Source organism: Burkholderia sp. Nafp2/4-1b, assembly GCF_003635165.1.
Lineage (GTDB): Bacteria > Pseudomonadota > Gammaproteobacteria > Burkholderiales > Burkholderiaceae > Burkholderia.
Genome location: NZ_ML058608.1, coordinates 236,221 through 252,348 on the forward strand (window position 1 = coordinate 236,221; position 16,128 = coordinate 252,348).

Consider the following 16,128-nt stretch of genomic DNA (forward strand, 5'->3'; position numbering starts at 1 on the left):
ACCGATTGGGGGCACACGTGTCTGCTGAAGTCCAAATGATCAATTCGGCCGCGGCGAACGCGGCTACCAGCCGCCGCGCCGCCGAACACGGCGACGCGACGGGCCAGGAATTTCTCGTCTTCACGCTCGGCGATGAGGAATACGGGATCGACATCCTGAAGGTGCAGGAAATCCGCGGCTACGACAGCGTCACGCGCATCGCGAACGCGCCGGACTTCATCAAGGGCGTGATCAACCTGCGCGGGATCATCGTGCCGATCGTCGACATGCGGATCAAGTTCCATCTCGGCCGCGTCGAGTATGACCACCAGACCGTCGTGATCATCCTGAACGTGTCGAATCGCGTGGTCGGGATGGTGGTCGACGGCGTGTCCGACGTGCTGACGCTGCAGACGGACCACATCATGCCGGCGCCGGAATTCGGCGCGACGCTGACGACCGAGTACCTGACGGGCCTCGGCACGGTCGACGGCCGCATGCTGATCCTGATGGACATCGAGAAGCTGATGTCGAGCCGGGAAATGGCGCTGATCGAGACGCTCGGCGCATAAGCGCGCCGCGCGCGCAGTAACTTCGGGAGAATCTGCAATGTTGCATAACTGGTCGATCCGCACGACGCTCACGGCGGTCGGACTCATCCTCGTGTGCCTGGCCGCCGCGGTCGGCGGGCTCGGCCTCTACGCGCTCAATCACGCGAGCCGCTCGCTCGACGAGATCGCGCACGTCGATCTGCCGGCGATCCACGCGCTGGACGACACGGCCGCGCACCTGCTGCGTTCGCGTATCGCGCTCGATCGCTTCCGTACGCTGACCGAAGCCGGCAATGCGGCCGACGCGACGAAGGTGCTCGACCGCGCGCAGGAGCTGTTCGCGAAGTCGAACCAGAACTGGCAGGCGTTCCAGTCGTTGCCGAAGCTGGGCGTCGAGCAGACGCTCGTCGACGAGCTCGCCGCACGCTACACGACGATCGTGAAGGAAGGCGTCGAGCCCGAATTCGTCGCGGCGCGCGCGGGCGACATGGCGGCGTACCACGCGATTGCCGACACGAAGATCAGCCCGATGTTCGTCGCCTTCGACCAGACGGCGGCGGCCGTGATCGCGTCGCTGCAAAAGCGCGCGGAAGAGCGCCAGGCCGCGACGCAGTCGCAGATCTCGATGATGATCGGCCTGATCGCGGCCGGCATCGCGATCGCGTTCGTCGTCGTGATCGCGATCCGCTTCGCGATGCGCGGACTGATCGTGAAGCCGCTGGAAGACGCGATCGCGCACTTCGAACGCATTGCCGGCGGCGACCTCACGCAACCGGTGAACGTGTTCAGCACCAATGAGATCGGCCGGCTGTTCGGCGGCATCAAGCGGATGCAGGATGCCGTGACGACGATGGTGCAGGCCGTGCATCGCGGCACGGAATCGATCGACGTCGGCGCGCGCGAGATCTCGACCGGTAACACCGATCTGTCGCAGCGCACCGAGCAGCAGGCCGCGTCGCTGCAGGAAACCGCGTCGAGCATGGAGCAGCTGACCGGCACCGTGCGCCAGAACGCGGAAAACGCGCGGCAGGCAAGCCAGCTCGCGGTGAACGCATCGGACATCGCGACGCAGGGCGGCGAAGTGGTCGGCCAGGTCGTGTCGACGATGCAGGACATCGCGACGAGCTCGGGCAAGATCGTCGACATCATCGGCACGATCGAAGGCATCGCGTTCCAGACCAACATCCTCGCGCTGAACGCGGCGGTCGAAGCCGCGCGGGCCGGCGAGCAGGGCCGCGGCTTCGCGGTGGTCGCGGGCGAGGTGCGCTCGCTCGCGCAGCGCAGCGCGAGCGCCGCGAAGGAAATCAAGCAGCTGATCGGCGATTCGGCCGAGAAGGTCGATAGCGGGTCCGCGCTCGTCGCGCGCGCCGGCTCGACGATGGACGAGATCGTGCAGGCCGTGCGCCGCGTGACCGACATCATGGGCGAGATCAGCGCCGCGTCGGAGGAGCAGTCGACCGGCATCGAACAGGTCAATCGCGCGGTCGGCCAGATGGATTCGGTCACGCAGCAGAACGCGGCGCTCGTCGAGGAGGCCGCGGCCGCCGCGGCGTCGCTCGAGGAGCAGACGCGCCAGATGAAGGCGATCGTGTCGGAGTGGCGTGTCGCGGGCGGCATCGCGCTCGCACCGGCGCGCGGCGCCGTGCGCACGGCAGCTCACGCAGCGGCGCCGGCGTTGCCGTCGGAGAGCCGTCACGACACCGCGCCGGCTGCACTGCCGGCACCGCACGCTGCGGCCCAGCCGGCGGCACGCCGCGCCGCGAGTGCATCGCATGCCGCGGCCCCGGTGCCGGGCCACGACACGAAGCGCACGACCGACTCCGCTGCGCGCGCGCCGAAGGAAGCGCCGGCCGCCGGCGGCTACGGCCCGCGTCTCGCGAAGACGGCGGCCGCACCGGCCCACAAGCCTGCCCACAAGGCGGCCGAGAAGCCCGCCGAGAAGCCCGCGCTGGTGCGTCCGGCGCTGAACGGCGAGAAGCCGGCGCTGGCCACGGCCGGCGCATCCGACGACGACTGGGAGACTTTCTGAGCCATGCCGTCCGCGCGCGCACCGTTTCGACCTGATGCACCGGATGCCTCGCCCCGCGCGGGCGAGCCGGGGCGCGACTTCGCGTTCACCGGCGCGGATTTCGCACGCATCCGCGCGCTGATCCATCAACGCGCGGGAATCTCGCTGTCCGAGCACAAGCGCGACATGGCGTACAGCCGGCTTGCACGCCGGCTGCGCGCCCGCGGCCTCGACACGTTCCGCGACTACCTCGACCTGCTCGAGCAGGAAGACGATCCGCTCGAGTGGGAAGCGTTCACCAACTCGCTGACGACCAACCTGACCGCGTTCTTTCGCGAGTCGCATCATTTTCCGATCCTCGCCGACTTCGTGAAGGCGCGGCCGGCACCGGTATCGGTGTGGTGCTCGGCGGCGTCGACCGGCGAGGAGCCTTACTCGATCGCGATCACGCTGATCGAGGCGCTCGGCGATTCGGCCGCGCGCGGCGCATCGATCCTCGCGACCGACCTCGACACGCAGGTGCTCGCGAAGGCCGAGGCCGGCATCTATACCTACGACCAGGTCAAGCACCTGAGCCCGGAGCGGCTCAAGCGCTTCTTCCTGAAAGGCACCGGCGCACAGGCCGGCCGCGTGAAGGTGCGGCCGGAACTGCGCGCGATGATTCGCTTCGAGCAGCTGAACCTGACCGATGCCGATTACGGGATCGGCAAGCCGTTCGACGCGATCTTCTGCCGCAACGTGATGATCTATTTCGACAAGCCGACGCAGGGGCAGGTGCTGTCGCGCTTCGAGCCGCTCGTGAAGCCGGGCGGGCTGCTGTTCGCCGGCCATTCGGAGAACTTCACGTACGTCTCGCAGGCATTCCGGCTGCGCGGGCAGACGGTGTACGAACTGACGCGCGATGCCGCGCAGGGCGCGCGAGCGCGCGGCGCGGCACCGGCCGCGGCGTTGGCGTCGCGTATCCCCGCGCGTGCCGCGGGCGCCGCACCCGCTTACGGAGAACGCGGATGAGCGGCCTGCCGATCGCAACCAATCGCTACTTCGACAACCACTTCGAACGCCCCGGCGTGAAGCTGCTGCCGAACGAGTTCTACACGACGTCCGAGGACATGGTGCTGATGACCGTGCTCGGCTCGTGCGTCGCCGCGTGCCTGCACGACCCGTTCGCGGGCATCGGTGGGATGAATCACTTCATGCTGCCCGACGACGGCGCCGATGCCGGCGCGGCCGCGTCGGATTCGATGCGCTACGGTGCGTACGCGATGGAAGTGCTGATCAACGAATTGATCAAGGCCGGCGGGCGCCGCGAGCGCATCGAGGCCAAGGTATTCGGCGGCGCGGCCGTGCTGGCGGGGATGACGACGATCAACATCGGCGATCGCAATGCCGATTTCGTGCGCCGCTATCTGGCGCTGGAGCGCATCCGCATCACGGCTGAGGATTTACAGGGCGTGCATCCGCGCAAGGTCGCGTTCATGCCGCGCACCGGCCGCGCGATGGTGAAGAAGCTGCGGCTGCAGGTGCCGGGCGTGACCGAGCGCGAAGCCGCGCTGGCCCGCGAGGCCGACCGCGTGCGCGCGTTGCGGCAGCGTGCGCACGTCGAGCTGTTCTCGGCGCAGCGGCCGGCCGCAGCGCCGCCGCCCGCGCGTCCGCGCATCGAGCTGTTCGGTGCGCGCGGCGGCGCCGGCTCGGCGGCGACGAATACGAAGACCGGCAGCGCGTATGCGGCCAACCTTTCGAGAAAGCAGGAGGCATGACCGCAGTGCAGAAGATCAAAGTGTTGTGCGTCGACGATTCGGCGCTGATTCGCAGCCTGATGACGGAGATCATCAACAGCCAGCCCGACATGGAGGTGTGCGCGACCGCACCCGATCCGCTCGTCGCGCGCGAGCTCATCAAGCAGCACAACCCGGACGTCCTGACGCTGGACGTCGAAATGCCGCGCATGGACGGGCTCGACTTCCTCGAGAAGCTGATGCGCCTGCGGCCGATGCCGGTCGTGATGGTGTCGTCGCTGACCGAGCGCGGTTCCGAGATCACGCTGCGCGCGCTCGAGCTCGGCGCGGTGGACTTCGTGACGAAGCCGCGCGTCGGGATTCGCGACGGCATGCTCGATTACGCGGAAAAGCTCGCGGACAAGATCCGCGCGGCATCGCGCGCCCGCGTGCGCCAGGCGCCGCAGCCTCAGGCTGCCGCCGCCCGCGCGGCGAGCGGCCAGCCGGCCGCGCCGATGATCAACAACCCGCTCGTCAGTACCGAGAAGCTGATCATCATCGGCGCATCGACGGGCGGCACCGAGGCGATCCGCGAAGTGCTGACGCCGCTGCCGCCGGATGCGCCAGCGGTGCTGATCGCGCAACACATGCCGCCCGGCTTCACGAAGTCGTTCGCGCAGCGGTTGAACGGCCTGTGCCGGATCGCGGTGAAGGAAGCCGAGCACGGCGAGCGCGTGCTGCCGGGCCATGCGTACATCGCGCCGGGCCATGCCCACCTGTTGCTCGCACGCAGCGGCGCGAACTACATCGCGCAGCTGTCCGACGAGCCGCCGGTGAACCGGCACCGGCCGTCGGTCGACGTGCTGTTCCGCTCGGCGGCGCAGCACGCGGGCAAGAACGCGATCGGCGTGATCCTCACCGGGATGGGGCGCGACGGCGCGGCCGGCCTGCTCGACATGAAGCGCGCGGGCGCCCACACGTTCGCGCAGGACGAGGCGAGCTGCATCGTGTTCGGGATGCCGCGCGAGGCGATCGCGCTCGGCGGCGCGGACGAGATCGCGCCGCTCGCGGAGATGAGCCGGCGCGTGATGGCGCGCCTGGCGACGATGGGCGACCGCGTGCAGCGCGTCTGAATGAAAGGTCACGGGGCACGTGCGATGCGGGCCCCGACGGTAACGAATCTGCAAAGGAACGACGATGGACAAGAGCATGAAAATCCTGGTGGTGGACGATTTCCCGACGATGCGCCGGATCGTCCGCAACCTGCTCAAGGAACTGGGCTACACGAACGTCGACGAAGCCGAGGACGGCGCGGCCGGCCTCGCGCGACTGCGCGGCGGCGGCTTCGATTTCGTGATTTCCGACTGGAACATGCCGAACCTCGACGGCCTCGCGATGCTGAAGGAAATCCGCGCGGACGCGACGCTCACGCATCTGCCGGTGCTGATGGTCACGGCCGAGTCGAAGAAGGAGAACATCATCGCGGCCGCGCAGGCGGGCGCGAGCGGCTATGTCGTGAAGCCGTTCACGGCCGCGACGCTCGATGAGAAGCTGAACAAGATCATCGACAAGATGGTCAAGGCCGGGAGCTGAACGTGAACGAGCCGATCCATGCGGCGCTCACCGGCGCGGCGTTCAGCGCCGACGGCCATGCCGAAGGCGCCGATTACGCGAGCGACCGGATCCTCGCGCGCATTGGCCAGGTCACGCGGGCGCTGCGCGATTCGATGCGCGAACTCGGGCTCGACAAGCACGTCGAGCGGGCGGCGGAAGCCGTGCCCGATGCACGCGACCGGCTGCGTTACGTCGCGACGATGACCGAGCAGGCGGCCGAGCGCGTGCTGAACGCGATCGAGATCGCGAAGCCGGTGCAGGAGCGGATCCAGAACGAGGCCGAGGCGCTCGACGCACGCTGGTCGCAGTGGTACGCGGCGCCGATCGAGCACGCGGAAGTGCGCGAGCTGATGGGCGACACGCGCACGTTCCTGCACGCGCTGCCCGAAGCCACGGCCGCGACCAGCGCGCAGCTGCTCGAGATCATGCTCGCGCAGGATTTCCAGGATCTGACCGGGCAGGTGATCAAGAAGATCATGGACATGGTCTACCTGATCGAGCAGCAACTGCTCACCGTGCTGGTCGAGAACATCGCACCCGAGCGGCGCGAGCAGTTCGCGGCGACTGCCGCCGCGCTCGCGGCCGAGCAGATCAGCGCGACCGGCAGCCCCGAGTCGCTGCTGAACGGGCCGCAGATCGCGCCGGAAGGCAAGTCCGACGTCGTGCAGGATCAGGGGCAGGTCGACGATCTGCTCGCGAGCCTCGGCTTCTGACGCAGGCCGTTTTCTGACCCAGGTCGTGTGCACCGCAGCGTATCGGCGCCGCTCCCCGTAGCGGAGCGGCCCGATGCACATGGCTCGCGCCATGTTTCTCCCCCGCCGCGCCGGCGGCGCGCGGCGCCGCACGCCATGCTGCGTCGCGTCATGCCGTGACGAATTGACACTCCGCCACACTCCGCAGGCATACTACGCGTCAGCAGCAACGAAGCGTCATTCTGAAGACTTTCATTTGTTGACGGGCGGCGCCGGATCTGATGGGAGCCGCGCCTGGCAACGAAGCCAGTCCCTTGGGGGGGAACGTGAAGCTGAAACGCTTGGGCTGGGCCGCCGCGCACGCGACGGCCGCAATGGGTGTGCTGTGGAGCGTCCACGCACACGCCGAACTGGGCGGCGCACCGATGTCGCCGCCTGCGGACGATCACGCCGCCACCGTGCGCGCGATGCAGCGCGCGATGCGCTCGGCCGACGGCGCGCAGGCGAACGCGCAGGCGAACACCGCCGCCTACACCGTCCGCGAGATCACACTCGGGTCGGGCACCGTCATCCACGAATACACGACCGCCTCCGGCACCGTGTTCGGCCTCGCGTGGCGCGGGCCGAGCATGCCGGACCTGGCGTCGCTGCTCGGCAGCTATTTCCCGCAGTACACCGCCGGTGTCCAGGCCGCGCATGCGGCGCGCGGCTGGCGCGCGCCCGTGTCCGTCGATACGACGGGCCTGGTGATCCGCACCGGCGGCCACATGGGCGCGTTCGCGGGGCAGGCATGGCTGCCGGCCGCGCTGCCGGCCGGCGTGACCGGCACCGACATCCAGTGACAGCGGGAGAGCGATCTTGAACATTCCTCGTACCTTCAAGCGCTGGCTCGGCCTGCTGGGCCTGGCGGCTGCCACGGTGCTGCTCGTGACCGCATGCGGCGGCGGCGATGACAATGGCGGCGGCGGCAGCAGCGGCGGCGGCTCCAGCCTGTCGGACGGCAATACCGCGAACACGGCCGTGATCACGGTCGGCACCGGTGTCGCGCACGTGATCAACATCCCGACCGTCAACGTGAAGATCTGCGCGCCCGGCACGTCGAACTGCCAGATCGTCAACAACGTGTTGGTCGACACCGCGTCGTACGGGCTGCGGCTCGTCGGCAGCGCCGTGTCGGGCGTGCTGAACAACCTGCCGCAGGTGACGAGCGGCGGCGCGCCGGTCGCCGAGTGCGGCAAGTTCGTGACGAGCTACACGTGGGGCACGGTGCGCACCGTCGACCTGTCGATCGGCACCGAGCAGGCGAGCGGGCTGCCGGTGCAGATCATCGGCGACCTCGGCACGACCAACGTGCCGAGCTCGTGCACGAACGGCGGCACGTCGGCCAACACGGCGAGTGATCTCGGCGCGAACGGCATCCTCGGCATCGGGCCGGCGCCGGTCGATTGCGGCACGAATTGCGCGACGTTGACGTCGGCGACGTACAACAACTACTACGCGTGCCCGAACGGCAACTCGAGCTGCACGGTGACGCTGGTGCCGGTGGCGCAGCAGGTGGCCAACCCCGTCCACCGCTTCGCGACCGACAACAACGGCGTGATCGTGCAGATGCCGAACATCTCGAACAACGGGCAGGCCAGCGCGACGGGCCTGCTGACGTTCGGGATCGGTACGCAGGGCAACAACGCGCTGGGCGCGTCGACGGTGCTGACGTCGACGACGACGGGCGACGTCAGCGCGACGTTCCTCGGCGGCAACGTGACCGCGTTCTTCGATACCGGCTCGAATGCGTATTTCTTCAACGATTCGTCGCAGAAGATCTGCACGACCAACACGCAGTTCTACTGCCCGGCGTCGTCGACCACCTATACGGCGACGCTGACCGGCCAGAACGGCACGACGGGCGGCGTGTCGATGCCGGTCGTGAACGCCGATGCGGTGTTTGCGAACTCGTCGACGTTCGCGTTCAACGACATCGCCGGTCCATTTGGCGCCGCGGGCTGGCTCGATCTGGGTCTGCCGCACTTCTACGGCAAGACGATCTACTTCGGAATGGACAAGACGTCGAGCGGCGGCGCGAAGCCTTACGTCGCGTTCTGAGCGCGCACCGAAACGGCAGTAGCAGAAGGGGGGCGCCATGAACCAGCGTATCCAACGCATCACGCCGTTTCTGTGGTTCGACCATGACGCGGAGGCGGCCGCCGATTTCTACGTGTCGGTGTTCGACGATTCGCGCATCCTGCACGTCGCCCGCTACGGCAAGTCGGGTGCGCAGGCGTCCGGGCAGGCCGAGGGCGCGGTGATGACCGTATCGTTCGAACTGGACGGGCAGGCGTTTCTCGCGCTGAACGGCGGCCCGGCGTTTCCGCTCACGCCGGCCGTGTCGTTCGTCGTCAATTGCCGCGACCAGCGCGAGATCGACCGCTACTGGGCGGCGCTCGCCGACGGCGGCGACGAACGCGCGCAGCAGTGCGGCTGGCTGCGCGACCGCTTCGGCGTGTCGTGGCAGGTGGTGCCCGTGCAGATGACTGAACTGATGGCGGGCGATCCGGTGCGTGCCGAGCGCGTGATGGCGGAGGTGCTGAAGATGAAGAAGCTCGATCTCGACGCGCTGCAGCACGCGGCGGCCGGCTAGCGCGCTAACCGCGGCCGGGATGCGCGAATTCCGGCGGGCGCTTGTGTTGCCCGATGATATTCCCGGCCGGCCGGTAAATCGGCCGCCGAACCATCGATTCGATTATCGATCGCGACGCGTTTCATGCGCGTGTAATCAATTCGTGATTATCGGCTGTTATTTCTGCCAGCGCGTCGCGAATATAAAAATGACGTGACAGGACCATTACCGATACGGCATTCGCCCGCTGCAGCCTCCCCGGCTCGGCCACGGCGGGCGCGATGGCAACACGCGCGTGAAAAGAGATGCAATGCGCCAAAATTCAAACTTATAATTCCCGCGTTGTTTCCGGGGTCGCCGATTTAAAACAAAGGGTAATAAGATGAATTTCACCGAAGCCGTTCGTTCCGTATTCAACCAGTATGCGAAATTCGACGGCCGCGCGCGCCGCGCCGAATACTGGTATTTCGCGCTGCTCACCGGCATCGTGTCGATCGCATGCCAGGTGCTCGCCGCGATCGGTCGCGATACCGGCGCGATTTCACTGCTGGTGCTGATCGTCGCGATGGTCGCGTCGCTCGCGCTGGTGCTGCCGAGTCTCGCGGTCACCGTCCGTCGCCTGCACGATACGGGCCGCTCGGGCTGGTTCCTGCTGATCGCATTCATTCCGATCGTCGGCGGGATCCTGCTGCTCGTGTGGATGTGCTCGCGCGGCACCGACGGCCCGAACCGTTTCGGCACGGATCCGATTCCGGTCCTCTGAACGCCGCCCGCCCCGACGCGCGACGCCGTCGCGTCGGGGTGGGCCGACGGTCGCTTCACGGCTGCCTTGCTTCGCCGCTTTCCCGCTCCCGCTCCCGCCGCCGCTCCCGAACGCGATTTCCATCGTCTCCCCGCGCGCCGCACGCGCTCGCCGCACCCGCTCGCCCGATTCCCCGAAATACCCCCCTTTCCCGGCTTTTCTCGACCGATCGCCGTTTGACCTGCGCATGAATAATCGGTGTCACTGGAAAGCGGCATTTCGCCGTACCCGACTGGAGGCCCCGTGGCAGACGAGAGCGATCTCGACAGAACCGAAGCCGCCACTCCGAGGCGCCGCGAGAAGGCGCGCGAGGAGGGGCAGGTCGCGCGGTCGCGCGAGCTGGCTTCGTTCGCGCTGCTCGCGGCCGGGTTCTACGGCGCGTGGCTGCTCGCGGGTCCGTCGGGTGCCCATCTGCAGGCGATGCTGCGCGGCGCGTTCGCGTTCGACCGCGCGACCGCGTTCGACACACACCGGATGCTGTCGGCGGCCGGCAGCGCGAGCCTCGAAGGCTTCGCCGCGCTGCTGCCGATCCTCGCGCTCACCGGGCTGGCCGCGCTGCTCGCGCCGATGGCGCTCGGCGGCTGGCTGATCTCGCAGAAGACCTTCGAACTCAAGTTCGACCGCCTGAACCCGATCTCGGGCCTCGGCCGCATCTTCTCGATCCAGGGACCGATCCAGCTCGGCATGTCGCTCGCGAAGACGCTGGTCGTCGGCGGGATCGGCGGCATCGCGATCTGGCGCAGCAAGGACGAACTGCTCGGTCTCGCGACCCAGCCGCTCGGCTCCGCGCTCGCGGACGCGCTGCACCTGGTCGCCGTGTGCTGCGGCACGACGGTCGCCGGGATGCTGGTGGTCGCCGCGCTCGACGTGCCTTACCAAATCTGGCAGTACAACAAGAAGTTGCGCATGACGAAGGAAGAAGTGAAGCGCGAGCATCGCGAGAACGAAGGCGATCCGCACGTGAAGGGCCGCATCCGCCAGCAGCAGCGCGCGATCGCGCGGCGCCGGATGATGGCCGCCGTGCCGAAGGCCGACGTGGTCGTCACGAACCCGACCCACTTCGCCGTCGCGCTGCAGTACACGGACGGCGAGATGCGCGCGCCGAAGGTCGTCGCGAAGGGCGTGAACCTCGTCGCCGCACGCATCCGCGAACTCGCGGCCGAGCACAACGTGCCGCTGCTCGAAGCGCCGCCGCTCGCGCGGGCGCTGTATCACAACGTCGAAATCGAACGCGAGATCCCGGGCTCGCTGTACTCGGCCGTCGCCGAAGTGCTCGCGTGGGTCTACCAGCTGCGGCGCTTCCGCGCCGAAGGCGGCGCGTTCCCGGCCGCGCCGGTCGATCTCGCCGTGCCGGCCGAACTCGACAAGGGGGCGTCGGTCCCCGCCGACGACGAGCGTGAAGAAGCCGAAGACACGCTCGGCAAGCAAGGAAACGCAGCATGAGCACCCCGACCACCGGCCTGTTCGCGAAGCGCGCGAACCCGTTCGCGGGCACCAACCTGCGCGCGCTCGCGGGCCCGATCCTCATCTGCATGATCCTGGGGATGATGATCCTGCCGCTGCCGCCGCTGCTGCTGGATCTGCTGTTCACGTTCAACATCGCGCTGTCGGTGATGGTGCTGCTCGTCAGCATGTACACGATGAAGCCGCTCGACTTCGCGGCGTTCCCGAGCGTGCTGCTGTTCTCGACGCTGCTGCGCCTGTCGCTGAACGTCGCGTCGACGCGCGTCGTGCTGCTCGAAGGCCACACCGGCCCCGACGCGGCCGGCCAGGTGATCGAGGCGTTCGGCCACTTCCTCGTCGGCGGCAACTTCGCGGTCGGCATCATCGTGTTCGTGATCCTGATGATCATCAACTTCATGGTGATCACGAAGGGCGCGGGGCGGATCGCCGAAGTGTCCGCGCGCTTCACGCTCGACGCGATGCCCGGCAAGCAGATGGCGATCGACGCCGACCTGAACGCCGGCCTCATCAACGAAGAGCAGGCCCGCAAGCGGCGCCTGGCCGTATCGCAGGAAGCCGAGTTCTACGGGTCGATGGACGGCGCGTCGAAGTTCGTGCGCGGCGACGCGATCGCGGGCCTGATCATCATGGCGATCAACGTGATCGGCGGGCTGATCGTCGGGATGGTCCAGCACGACATGAGCTTCGCCGCGGCCGGCACCAACTACACGCTGCTGACGATCGGCGACGGCCTCGTCGCGCAGATCCCGTCGCTGGTGATCTCGACCGCGGCCGGCGTGATCGTGTCGCGCGTCGCGACCGACGAGGACATCGGCACGCAGATCACCGGCCAGCTGTTCACGAACCCGCGCGTGCTGACGATTACCGGCGCGATCATCGTGCTGATGGGGCTGATCCCGGGCATGCCGCACTTCGCGTTCCTCGCGCTTGGCGGCGGCGCGATCTGGCTGGCCCGCACGCAGACGCGCCGCGCGGCCGCCCGCGTGGCAGCCGGCGACGTGACCGAGATCGCGCCGCCCGCCGCATTGCCGGGTGACAGCCACGAGGCGACCTGGGACGACGTGCAGCTGATCGACCCGCTCGGCCTCGAGGTCGGCTACCGGCTGATTCCGCTCGTCGACAAGAACAGCGACGGCGAGCTGCTCAAGCGCATCAAGAGCATCCGCAAGAAATTCGCGCAGGAAATCGGCTTCCTGCCGCCGGTGATCCACATCCGCGACAACCTCGAGCTGCGGCCGAACGCGTACCGGATCGCGCTGAAGGGCGTCGAGATCGGCGCGGGCGAAGTGTTCCCGGGCCAGTGGCTCGCGATCAACCCGGGCCAGGTGACGGCCGCGCTGCCGGGCGCCGCGACGCAGGATCCCGCGTTCGGGCTGCCGGCCGTATGGATCGACGTCGCGATGCGCGAGCAGGCGCAGGTGTACGGCTACACGGTCGTCGATGCGAGCACGGTCGTCGCGACGCACCTGAACCATCTGGTCGTCCAGCACGCGGCCGAACTGCTCGGCCGCCAGGAAGTGCAGTCGCTCGTCGAGCGCACCGGCAAGGATGCGCCGTCGCTCGTCGAGGACCTCGTGCCGAAGACGATCTCGCTGACCACGCTGCAGAAAGTGCTGCAGAACCTGCTCGAGGAAGGCGTGCCGATCCGCGACATGCGCACGATCCTCGAGGCCGTGTCCGAACACGCGGGCCGCGGCGACGCGTACGAGATCACCGCCGCGGTGCGGCTGTCGCTCGGCCGCGCGATCACGCAGCAGTGGTATCCGGGCGCGGGCGAGATGCAGGTGATGGGTCTCGATTCGAATCTCGAGCGCGTGCTGTCGCAGGCGCTCGCCACCGGCGCGAACCCGGGCCTCGAGCCCGGCCTCGCGCACAACCTTCTGACCGGCACGCAACAGGCGATGCTGCGTCAACAGAATCTCGGGCTGCCGCCCGTGCTGCTGGTGCAGCACGCGCTGCGCGCGATGCTCGCGCGTTTCCTGCGCCGCAGCCTGCCGCAACTGAAAGTGCTGTCGTATGCCGAAGTGCCGGACACACGCACGATCAAAGTCGTTAACGTCATCGGGGGTTCCGCTTGAACATTCGCAAATTCACCGGCGCGACGAGCCGCGACGCGCTTCGTCTCGTGCGCGAGGCACTGGGCGCCGACGCCGTCGTGCTGTCGAACCGCACGCTCGATGACGGCAGCGTCGAAATCGTCGCACTCGCCGATTCGGATCTCGCCGCGGTCGCGCCGCCGGCCGCCGCGCGTCCGCGCAGCTTCGCGTCGCGCGCAGGGGAATCCGTGCCGGCCGCCGCCGTCCCCGGCATCGTGTCGCGTCCGGGCGCCGCGCCCGCGCGCCCGGCCGTCAATCCGTATGCAGCGGGCGACGGCGGGTTGCCGGACGTGTTCTCGTCGGTGTTCGGCGCGAGCGCCGACACGGCAGCGCCGGCTGCGGAACCGGCCGGCTTCGACGCCGACGCGCACGCCATCGACGCGGCAGCGCCGTCGCCGGTTGCGTCCGCCGCTGCTTCGGCCCCTGTCTCCGCTATCGACGCAGCGGCGCCCGGCGCGCCGGCTGCGTCGTCCGAACCCGCGCCGTGGCTCGTCGAGCACGCGAAGCGCCTCACGCAGCAGCGCGAAGCGCTGCTCGCCCGCGCGCAGGCAACGCCGGCCGCCCCGCAGGCGCCGGCCCGCCCGCAGCACGACGCCGCGGCCGCGACGCCGGCCGGCTGGGCGCGCGACATCATGCGCGATGCCGAGCGCCGGATGCCGTCCGCCGCCGCGATGCGCGCCAGCGAAACGAGCGCTGCTGCAAAACCGGCCGAACGCACGCGCTTGTCCTCCGAGGCTGCCGCCGCGGTGGCCGATGCGGTGAAAGCGCGCATCGAGGGCATCGTCAACGACACGGTGATGCATGAGCTCGGCGCAATGCGCGGGATGATGGAAGAGCAGTTCGACAGCCTGATGTGGCACGACCGCCAGCGTCGCAGCCCGGTGCACGGCGCGCTGACCAAGCACCTGTTCTCGGCCGGTTTCTCCGCGCAGCTGGTGCGCATGCTGGTCGACAACCTGCCGTCCGGCGACGATGCGCAGACCTTCGAACAGGCTGCCGACTGGGCGCAGTCGGTGCTCGCGGCGAACCTGCCGGTGCTGGAGAACGAGGACGCGCTGATGGAGCGCGGCGGCGTGTTCGCGCTGATGGGGCCGACCGGGGTCGGCAAGACGACGACCACCGCGAAGCTCGCCGCGCGCTGCGTGATGCGCTTCGGCGCGAGCAAGGTCGCGCTGCTGACCACCGACAGCTACCGGATCGGCGGCCACGAGCAGCTGCGCATCTTCGGCAAGATCCTCGGCGTGCCGGTGCACGCGGTGAAGGACGCCGGCGACCTCGAGCTCGCGCTGTCCGAGCTGCGCAACAAGCATATCGTGCTGATCGACACGATCGGCATGAGCCAGCGCGACCGCGCGCTGTCCGACCAGATCGCGATGCTGCATGGCGCGAACGCGCCGGTGCAGCGCCTGCTGCTGCTCAACGCGACGAGCCACGGCGACACGCTCAACGAGGTCGTCCAGGCGTACCGCAGCGCGGCCGAGTATCCCGATCTGGCCGGCTGCATCCTGACCAAGCTCGACGAGGCGACCCACCTCGGCGGCGTGCTCGACACCGTGATCCGCTACAAGCTGCCGGTGCACTACGTGTCGACCGGCCAGAAGGTGCCGGAGAACCTGTATGTCGCGTCGACCCGATTCCTGCTGAAAAGCGCGTTCTGTGTGCCGCGCGACGGTTCGCCCTTCGTGCCGCAAGACGAGGACATGCCGACGCTGCTTTCCGCACTGACCGCACGTTCCACCGCCGAGCTGCACGAGGTGCGATTTGGATAAACGGATCATCGATCAGGCCGAAGGGCTGCGGCGCCTGCTCGCCGGGCGTGCGTCGCGCATCGTCGCGGTGACGGGCGGGCCGGCGGGTGTCGGCTGCACGACGACCGTCGTCAACGTCGCGGCCGCGCTGGCCGCGCTCGGCAAGGACGTGCTCGTCGTCGACGAGCGCGCCGACGTGCAGTCGGCCGCGGCGACCCTCGCCGGCGCGTGGCTGCGCGACGGCGAGCGCACGCGGGTGGCCGCCGGCTTCGGCCTGTGCGCGGCCGCGCAGCTCGCGCGCGACGGCTACAGCGACACGCAGCTGAGCGACTTCATCGACGGCCAGGCCGACATCGTGCTGGTCGACGCGCAGCTCGGCGCGGACGGGACCTTCTCCGCGCTCGCGCGCGAGGCGCACGACGTGCTGATCGTCACGCGGGTCGCCGCGCAGGCGATCACCGAGGCGTACGCGTGCATGAAGCGCCTGCATTTCGCGCACGCGGTCGCGCAGTTCCGCGTGCTGACCAACCACGTCGGCAGTCATGCCGACGCCAGAACCGCATTCGACAACCTCGCGGGCGTCGCGAGCCGCTACCTGGCGGTGTCGATCGCCGACGCCGGCTGCGTGAGCGCCGATCCGCTCGTCGAGCATGCGCGCGACCTGATGCATACCGCGGTCGACGCGTTCCCGTCGTCGGCTGCCGCGCGCGATTACCGGCAGATTGCCGCCGACCTGCTGTACTGGCCGATGCGTCCGAGCACGGGCGCCGGGCGGGCCGTGCATGCGGGCGGCAAACCGTCGTACGAGGCGGGTGCGGCGCACGCCGCGTGAGCGCCACCGGAAG

General features: G+C 68.8%; 15 protein-coding genes. All 15 read left to right on the forward strand.

The window, feature by feature from the left end; genetic code table 11:
* The first annotated feature begins 35 nt into the window (after positions 1 to 35).
* The 15 genes from cheW to C7H84_RS19440 all read left to right on the forward strand — a co-directional run bounded on the left by cheW (position 36) and on the right by C7H84_RS19440 (position 16,115).
* Positions 36 to 551, forward strand: coding sequence for a chemotaxis protein CheW (cheW, locus tag C7H84_RS19370; RefSeq protein WP_121860292.1), 516 nt, complete (start codon positions 36 to 38; stop codon positions 549 to 551).
* Between the two features lie 37 nt (positions 552 to 588).
* Positions 589 to 2,559, forward strand: a complete 1,971-nt coding sequence (locus C7H84_RS19375; RefSeq protein ID WP_121860293.1) for a methyl-accepting chemotaxis protein — start codon at positions 589 to 591, stop codon at positions 2,557 to 2,559.
* A gap of 3 nt (positions 2,560 to 2,562) precedes the next feature.
* Positions 2,563 to 3,549, forward strand: a complete 987-nt coding sequence (locus C7H84_RS19380; RefSeq protein ID WP_121860294.1) for a CheR family methyltransferase — start codon at positions 2,563 to 2,565, stop codon at positions 3,547 to 3,549.
* The gene (gene cheD / locus C7H84_RS19385) at positions 3,546 to 4,295 is read left to right on the forward strand and encodes a chemoreceptor glutamine deamidase CheD (RefSeq protein WP_121860295.1); all 750 of its coding nucleotides are present in this window, start codon (positions 3,546 to 3,548) and stop codon (positions 4,293 to 4,295) included. Before C7H84_RS19380 ends, cheD begins: the two co-directional genes overlap by 4 nt.
* Positions 4,292 to 5,386 carry a chemotaxis response regulator protein-glutamate methylesterase gene (locus C7H84_RS19390; RefSeq protein WP_121860296.1) on the forward strand — a complete coding sequence of 365 codons (1,095 nt, stop codon included), beginning with the start codon at positions 4,292 to 4,294 and terminating at the stop codon, positions 5,384 to 5,386. The genes cheD and C7H84_RS19390 overlap by 4 nt, the downstream gene beginning before the upstream one ends.
* A 64-nt stretch (positions 5,387 to 5,450) precedes the next feature.
* Positions 5,451 to 5,846 carry a chemotaxis response regulator CheY gene (cheY, locus tag C7H84_RS19395; protein ID WP_121860297.1) on the forward strand — a complete coding sequence of 132 codons (396 nt, stop codon included), beginning with the start codon at positions 5,451 to 5,453 and terminating at the stop codon, positions 5,844 to 5,846.
* 2 nt (positions 5,847 to 5,848) lie between these two features.
* Positions 5,849 to 6,580: a protein phosphatase CheZ gene (gene cheZ, locus C7H84_RS19400; protein ID WP_121860298.1), complete on the forward strand. Its 732-nt coding sequence runs from the start codon at positions 5,849 to 5,851 to the stop codon at positions 6,578 to 6,580.
* Positions 6,581 to 6,885: 305 nt separating this feature from the next.
* Positions 6,886 to 7,401 carry a DUF2844 domain-containing protein gene (locus tag C7H84_RS19405; protein WP_121860373.1) on the forward strand — a complete coding sequence of 172 codons (516 nt, stop codon included), beginning with the start codon at positions 6,886 to 6,888 and terminating at the stop codon, positions 7,399 to 7,401.
* Positions 7,402 to 7,417: 16 nt separating this feature from the next.
* Positions 7,418 to 8,659, forward strand: coding sequence for a DUF3443 domain-containing protein (locus C7H84_RS19410; protein WP_121860299.1), 1,242 nt, complete (start codon positions 7,418 to 7,420; stop codon positions 8,657 to 8,659).
* A gap of 37 nt (positions 8,660 to 8,696) precedes the next feature.
* Complete coding sequence (locus C7H84_RS19415; protein WP_121860300.1) at positions 8,697 to 9,194, forward strand: VOC family protein; 498 nt, start codon at positions 8,697 to 8,699, stop codon at positions 9,192 to 9,194.
* A gap of 361 nt (positions 9,195 to 9,555) precedes the next feature.
* Complete coding sequence (locus C7H84_RS19420) at positions 9,556 to 9,936, forward strand: DUF805 domain-containing protein (RefSeq protein WP_121860301.1); 381 nt, start codon at positions 9,556 to 9,558, stop codon at positions 9,934 to 9,936.
* Positions 9,937 to 10,218: 282 nt separating this feature from the next.
* Positions 10,219 to 11,418, forward strand: a complete 1,200-nt coding sequence (flhB, locus tag C7H84_RS19425; RefSeq protein WP_121860302.1) for a flagellar biosynthesis protein FlhB — start codon at positions 10,219 to 10,221, stop codon at positions 11,416 to 11,418.
* Positions 11,415 to 13,517: a flagellar biosynthesis protein FlhA gene (flhA, locus tag C7H84_RS19430; RefSeq protein WP_121860303.1), complete on the forward strand. Its 2,103-nt coding sequence runs from the start codon at positions 11,415 to 11,417 to the stop codon at positions 13,515 to 13,517. The genes flhB and flhA overlap by 4 nt, the downstream gene beginning before the upstream one ends.
* Positions 13,514 to 15,304 (forward strand): flagellar biosynthesis protein FlhF, encoded by a 1,791-nt coding sequence (flhF, locus tag C7H84_RS19435; protein ID WP_121860304.1) that lies wholly within the window; start codon positions 13,514 to 13,516, stop codon positions 15,302 to 15,304. Before flhA ends, flhF begins: the two co-directional genes overlap by 4 nt.
* A complete protein-coding gene (locus tag C7H84_RS19440) occupies positions 15,297 to 16,115 on the forward strand; it encodes an AAA family ATPase (RefSeq protein ID WP_121860305.1) in 819 nt (272 codons plus the stop codon). Before flhF ends, C7H84_RS19440 begins: the two co-directional genes overlap by 8 nt.
* Positions 16,116 to 16,128 lie beyond the last annotated feature (13 nt).